This window comes from Kitasatospora sp. NPDC059747, assembly GCF_042732955.1.
Lineage (GTDB): Bacteria > Actinomycetota > Actinomycetes > Streptomycetales > Streptomycetaceae > Kitasatospora.
Window position 1 is genome coordinate 7,845 of record NZ_JBHWGV010000129.1, and the last position, 5,999, is coordinate 13,843.

At 72.5% G+C, this 5,999-nt stretch carries 5 protein-coding genes; 2 read left to right on the forward strand and 3 right to left on the reverse strand.

What is annotated here, in order from left to right; all coding sequences use genetic code 11:
* Positions 1-68: 68 nt before the first annotated feature.
* Positions 69-767 (reverse strand): DUF4232 domain-containing protein, encoded by a 699-nt coding sequence (locus ACFV4G_RS36590; protein ID WP_380446587.1) that lies wholly within the window; start codon positions 765-767, stop codon positions 69-71.
* A gap of 193 nt (positions 768-960) precedes the next feature.
* On the opposite strand from ACFV4G_RS36590, the gene ACFV4G_RS36595 reads away from it, so the two are divergent.
* Positions 961-2,190 (forward strand): helix-turn-helix domain-containing protein, encoded by a 1,230-nt coding sequence (locus tag ACFV4G_RS36595; RefSeq protein WP_380446590.1) that lies wholly within the window; start codon positions 961-963, stop codon positions 2,188-2,190.
* A 24-nt stretch (positions 2,191-2,214) separates the two neighbouring features.
* On the opposite strand, the gene ACFV4G_RS36600 is transcribed toward ACFV4G_RS36595, so the two are convergent.
* Positions 2,215-2,775 carry a hypothetical protein gene (locus ACFV4G_RS36600; protein ID WP_380446592.1) on the reverse strand — a complete coding sequence of 187 codons (561 nt, stop codon included), beginning with the start codon at positions 2,773-2,775 and terminating at the stop codon, positions 2,215-2,217.
* A gap of 122 nt (positions 2,776-2,897) precedes the next feature.
* Positions 2,898-4,124, reverse strand: a complete 1,227-nt coding sequence (locus ACFV4G_RS36605; RefSeq protein ID WP_380446623.1) for a YhgE/Pip domain-containing protein — start codon at positions 4,122-4,124, stop codon at positions 2,898-2,900.
* A 285-nt stretch (positions 4,125-4,409) separates the two neighbouring features.
* Between ACFV4G_RS36605 and ACFV4G_RS36610 the strand changes: the two genes are divergently transcribed.
* Positions 4,410-5,882: a purine-cytosine permease family protein gene (locus tag ACFV4G_RS36610; protein WP_380446595.1), complete on the forward strand. Its 1,473-nt coding sequence runs from the start codon at positions 4,410-4,412 to the stop codon at positions 5,880-5,882.
* Positions 5,883-5,999 lie beyond the last annotated feature (117 nt).

Sequence of the window (5,999 nt, forward strand, 5' to 3'; positions counted from 1 at the left end):
CCCGCGCCTGTGGTGCCCGCCCCCGGCCTCCCGCCCGGCGCCAACCTAATCGTCGCGGGGTGGCGCCGTCACCAGGAGGTGGCGTCGTCCAGCGACTGCTGCCAGTAGGTGACCTTGAGGGAGTCGTCCACGTAGACGCCCTTCTCCGGCAGCGACGGGTGGGCCCCGGCGCCGACGCTCCCGCTGCCGGAGGGGCCGCGGAAGTAGACGACCAGGGACGTGGCAGTGCGGCCGTTCGAGCCGTTGGTGCCGTCGGTGGAGGACAGGTCGACGGACGCGTAGCCGGACTCGCCGGGCTTCAGCGTGACGACGGCCTGCGGCTTCGACTCGGCGATGACCGGGGGCACGGACTGGTCCTCGCCGAACCGCACGGCCGGGTAGCCGTGGAGGTAGCAGGTGACGGGGCCGGTGTTGGTCACCGTGAGCAGCAGGTGGTTCACCGGGCGGTTGAGCGGGGCGGCGACCGTCTTGGTGTTGGCGGCCTGGCAGGTGGTCGGGGCGGCGGGCGCGGAAGGCGCGGCAGGCGCGGCAGGCGCGGAGGTCATCGGCGCGGGGGTCTTCGGAACGGCGGCCGGGGTCTTGCCGGCCGCGCCGACGGACGTGGGGGCCGCCGGCGAGGCGGGTGCGGTGGCCCTAAGCGACGGGCCGGTGGACGTCGCGATGTCCCCGATGTCCCCGTTGTCGTTGCACGCGGCCAGCGAGAGGGCGGCGACCACGACGGTCGCGGCGACGGTGATCGGACGGGTGCGGGAGGTACGGACGGACATGAGGTCGCGCCCCTTTCGGCCTTCGGTCGGACGGTGCGTCCATCGGATGACCGAAGCCTGCGGAACCGTCCGTCCCAGCCGCCACGTCTGACGGGGCGATAGGTAGGGTGGAACGGCGAACCGGGCTCTGACCAGCGCGACTTGGACGAGCCTGGAACGCCGGAACGGGACGCGGGGGGATCGGAGGGGACGGGTGTCGGAGGGCACGGGGAGCGCGGAGGCGGAGGAGTTCGCGCGGTTGCTGAGCGGACTCAAGACCCGCTCGGGACTGAGTTACGGAACGCTGGCCAAGCGCCTGCACACGAGCACGTCGACGCTGCACCGCTATTGCAACGGCACGGCGCTGCCCAACGAGTACACGCCGGCGGAACGCTTCGCACGGGTCTGCCGGGCGACGCCGGAGGAGCTCGTGGAGCTGCACCGGAGCTGGATCCTGGCGGACGCGGCGCGGGCTCGTCGGAGTGCCCCGACCGCACCTCCCGAGGCCCACGCGGAGCCGGCCGTCGAAGCGGTGACGGAGTCCGCTCCGCCACGGCGCCGCCGGAACGCGCTGATCGCCTCCGCCGCGGCCGTCGCCGTGGTGGCCGCCACGGTGATCGTCGTGCGTCCCGCGATCTGGGGTGCCGGCAGCGATGCGGACGGACGGCAGGAGGCCGGCACGACGGTGTCGGCTGGTCCGGCGGGTACGGCGGGTACGGCTACGGCGGGTACAGCCGCCGCACCGGAATCCCCCCTCCCCGTCCCCGCCCTCCCCGCCGCCTCCACCGCCGCGGCCGCCGTCACGCCCGCGCCGCCGAGCCCCACCCCCACCGCCGACGCGCCGGCGCCGCTCACCGTCGGCATCCGCCCGTACGTCTACGCCGACCCGTGCAGCCAGCACTTCCTCGTCAACAGCGCGCCCGCCCAGGTCGGCCCGCCGGCCACCGAGCGCGACGCCCCGCGCTGGGCCGCCGCCTACGGCGCGGTCTCCTCCCGCGAACAGCAGGTCGCCCTCACCGTCCAGGGCACCGGAGCGGACACGGTCGTCCTGGAGGCGCTGCACGTGCGGATCACGGCCAAGGGCGCACCGCTCGCGTGGAACGACTACTCGATGGGGGTCGGCTGCGGCGGCGAGGTCGGGACCAAGTCCTTCGACGTCGACCTCGACCGGGGCAGTCCCGTGCTCACCGTCAAGGGCGGCCAGCGCGCATTCCCGTACAAGGTGAGCGCGTCCGACCCCGAGGTCTTCTACGTCACCGCGCACACCAAGGCGCACGACGTCCGCTGGGACCTGACGCTGGACTGGTCCAGCGGCGGCCGCCGCGGCACCGTCCGCATCGACAACGGCGGCACCCCCTTCCGCACCAGCGCCGACGTCAACCGCCCCGGCTACGACTACCCGCTGGGCTACACCGACTGGATCAAGCGGCGGCTGGACGGCTAGAACCGGTCCGGAACCGCCCGGCGGTCACTCGCCGAGCTCGAAGGTGTCCGTCGCCACGCGGTACGGCCCGGAGGCGGCGGCCGAGGCCGGGTTCACCAGCACGACGAAGTCGGCGAGCGCGTCCTGCGAGGGCTTCCCGTCGGCGGTGCTCCCCGGCTCGGCCTCCCAGTCGATCAGGTGGACGACCACCGAGTGGTCGCCGTCCGCCAGGTCGAGCCGAACCGTGTCGGGCCACGGCTCACCGGCGACGGCCTCGATCCCGCTGAGACAGGCCACGCCCCGCGAGCGGAGGAGGTACGGCTTCGAGGACACGACGACGTACGCCGACTCGCGCTCGGTCAGCCGGGCGTCCGCGGCTGCGGAGCCGGCCCGGACCACGACGCCGAAGGCGCCGTCCGAGCGGATGTTGATCGGCACCAACGCCCCGGCCCGGATGTGCCGGAGCCGGCCCTCCTCCTCCGACAGCTCCGGCTCCCAGCTCGCGTGGTCGACCACCCCGGAGAACGCGGCCGGGCTCCACAGCGCGAGCATGCCCGCATCGGTGGCCACGGTCACGGGAGCAGCGGCGGGCCGGGGGTCGCTCATCGGGTTCTCCAAGATCCACGCAGCCCGAACCGGTCGGCACCGAGCCGGGCCATCCTGCCAGGGAGCCGGGCCGGCGCTCGCCCCGCCCCCTCCTTCCGGACCCGTCACCGGCGACGGTCCGGTCAGGCCTCCGCCGGCGGCGCTTCCACCGGTTGCGGGGTGAGGCGCTTGAGGCCCTTGCGGTCGTAGTAGCGCGTCATCGCGAAGCCGAAGGCCAGGGCGGCCGCGAAGCCGACCGCGATCATGATCCAGGCGCGGGTCAGCCCGGCGTCGGCGCGGGCGTCGAAGTAGAGGATGGCCCGGACGCCCGCGCTGAGCTGCCGCATCGGTTCGAAGGCGCCCAGGAAGCGGTAGAAGGCCGGGGTGGCCTCCAGCGGGATGGTCGCCCCGGAGGAGGGCAGGGCCAGGGCGATGAAGACGAACATCGACACCAGTTGCCCGATGCTGCCGAACGCCGCGTTGATGGCCTGGACGCCGAGGCCGACGGCGAGGCAGGCGCAGTAGGAGAAGATCCACAGCAGCGGGATGTGCGAGGCGTCCATGCCGAGCACGACGACGCAGGCCACCATGACCATCGACGTGGTCAGCACCGAGATCCCGGCGGTCATCACCATCTTCAGCACCAGCGTCCGGGTCCGGTCGATCGGGACGGTGGGCCGGCGGGTGTGCCAGGGGCCGATCTCGCTGTCCGCGTAGCCGAGGGCGGTGTCGACGCCGTTGTGGACCAGGTTTCCGCCGATGAACCCGGCGAGCACCAGCAGCAGCGTGTAGTAGAACGCGCTCAGTCCGAGGCCGCTGTGCCTCCCGATCGGGTGGCCGACCTGCACCACCACCGTGACGGGATCGGCCAGCAGCAGCCGAGTGGTCGCGTCGGCCCCGGTCGCGGCCAGCTGTTTCCCGATGGTCAGCGAGGCCTGGTGGGCGGCGTTCTGGTTGATCTGGGACGCGAGCGAGGAGCCGAGACTGCCCACGCCCGGGTTGGTCAGCACGGTGATGGTGGGCCGCGACGTCGCACCCGACGTGGTCAGCGCCCCGACCGAGGCCGTGAAGTCCTCCGGGATCACCAGCACGCCGTAGACCTTGCCGGAGGCCAACTGGTCCTGCGCCTCGGCCCGCCCGACCTGCCGCCACTCCACCGAGCCCGCGGGCGAGGCCGCGACGACCGCCCCCGTCACCTGCGCCCCGAGGTTCTGCTGCTGCCCGGGCAGCGGCGCGCCGGTGTCCGCGTCCACCACGGCGACCGGCAGGCGGTGCAGGTTGCCGTTCGGATCGAGGATGCTGCCCATGTAGAGCAGCGACAGCCCCAGCGCGACCAGCGCCGCGAGCACGGACGGGACCAGCCACAGCATCGGCCGTCGCAGCAGGGCGCCGACGCGCACCTGCGGGCGGGCGCCGTGGGACGGGGCGTTCGGGGAGGGCACGGTGGACCACGCTAGATCGCCGCCGCACCGGTTCGGCGGCGCGACACGACGGCGATGGTCCGCGGTCGGCTGATCACCAGCAAGCAACCGCATCAATCAGGTCACATCTGGAACATCGTATGATGACCCAACTCCCGCGCTACGCGCGAAGAGTTCCATAGATGTTCCATTTGCCCGATTCATCTCCCGCTTCACACGCACGGAGCCACCCTCATGGACAACCTGTCCACCGTCGACGTCGACGGCGCGATAGAGACCCGCGGTATCGAACCCGTCCCCGACCACGAGCGCGGGGGCAGAGTCCGGGAGCTCTTCCCGACCTGGGTCGCGGCGAACATCAGCGTCCTGCTGCTCACCATGGGTGCCGCCCTGGTCGTGTTCAACCAGCTGAACTTCTGGCAGGTCCTGATCGTCGCGGCGTGCGCCGCGCTCGCCTCCTTCGGCATGGTCGGCGTGCTGTCGGTCTCCGGCAAGTGGGGCGGGGCGCCGGGCGCGACCCTCTCGCGGGCCACCTTCGGGGTGCGCGGCAACCTCTTCCCCGGCGCGATCCTCTGGATCGCCCGGTTCGGCTGGGAGACGATCAACGCCGTCACCGGCGCCTACGCCGTGCTGACCGTCCTCGACCTGATGTTCGGTGTCAAGAGCAACACCGCGCTGATCGTGATCACGCTGTTCGCCTTCGTCGCCTGCACCTTCCTGGTCTCCGGCATGGGCCGCAAGGCGCTGAACGTCTGCAACACCTGGTCGACGTACCTCTTCGGCCTCTTCAGCGTCCTGGTGCTGGGCTACCTGATCGCGACCATGAAGTGGAGCGAGGTCTTCGCCAAGCCCGCGGGCACCACCGCGATGATGGTCGCCGGCATCGGAACCATCGCCGCCGGCGGCATCAGCTGGGTCCCGACCGGTCCCGACTTCGCCCGCTACCTGCCGCACGCCGCGTCCGGCAAGAAGATCGTCGGCGTGACGGTCTCCGGCGCCGGCCTGGTCATGGTGCCGATGGTGCTGATGGGCGCCGTCATGGCGGTGGCCTCCCCCGGCCTGGCCCAGGCCGCGGACCCGGTCTCCTTCCTCGGCGACCTGCTGCCGACCTGGCTGGCCGTGCCCTACCTGCTCACCGCGATCGTGGGCATGCTGCTGATCAACAGCCTCTCCATGTACTCGGCCGGCTTCACCGCGCAGACCATGGGCGTCAAGCTCCCGCGCGCCCTGGCCGTCAGCATCAACGCGGTGATCTCGCTGGTCGGCGGCCTGCTGCTGATGCTGGTCGCCAAGAGCTTCCTGGGCTCCTTCATCACCTTCCTGATCCTGCTCGCCGTCTCCTTCTCGGCCTGGATCGGCGTCTACGCGGTGGACATGTACCGCCGCCGGTCGCGCGCGGTGCGCTACGACGCCGCCGCGCTGATGGACACCAGCAGGAACAGCCGCTACTGGTACGCGGGCGGCTTCTGCTGGCAGGCGATGGTGTCCTGGGTGCTCGCACTGCTCTTCGGGCTCGCCTTCACCAAGTGCGACTGGTTCGCCGGCCCGCTCTCCGGCACCCCGGTCGGCAAGTACGGGCTCGCCTGGGCGGCGACCATCGTGATCTCCGCCGTGATCATGGCCGTGCTCCCCGAGCCCCGGGAGAACACCCCCGCCGGGCAGCCCGCCGACATCCAGGCGGAGCAGCCCGAGAAGGTCACCGCCTGACCGCACTCCAGAACACCCCCGGACCGCCCGGGGGCGGCCGGCCCCCCCCCCCCGCCCCCGCGCGCGGGCCGGGGCCGCCCCCCCGCGGGGACCCCGCCCGCCCCGCGGGGGCGGGTG

Coding starts and splice junctions, on each gene's coding strand:
- ACFV4G_RS36610 (WP_380446595.1), top strand. CDS start 4,410: ATGGACAACCTGTCCACCGTCGACGTCGACGGCGCGATAGAGACCCGC.
- ACFV4G_RS36605 (WP_380446623.1), bottom strand. CDS start 4,124: ATGCTGTGGCTGGTCCCGTCCGTGCTCGCGGCGCTGGTCGCGCTGGGG.
- ACFV4G_RS36600 (WP_380446592.1), bottom strand. CDS start 2,775: ATGAGCGACCCCCGGCCCGCCGCTGCTCCCGTGACCGTGGCCACCGAT.
- ACFV4G_RS36590 (WP_380446587.1), bottom strand. CDS start 767: ATGTCCGTCCGTACCTCCCGCACCCGTCCGATCACCGTCGCCGCGACC.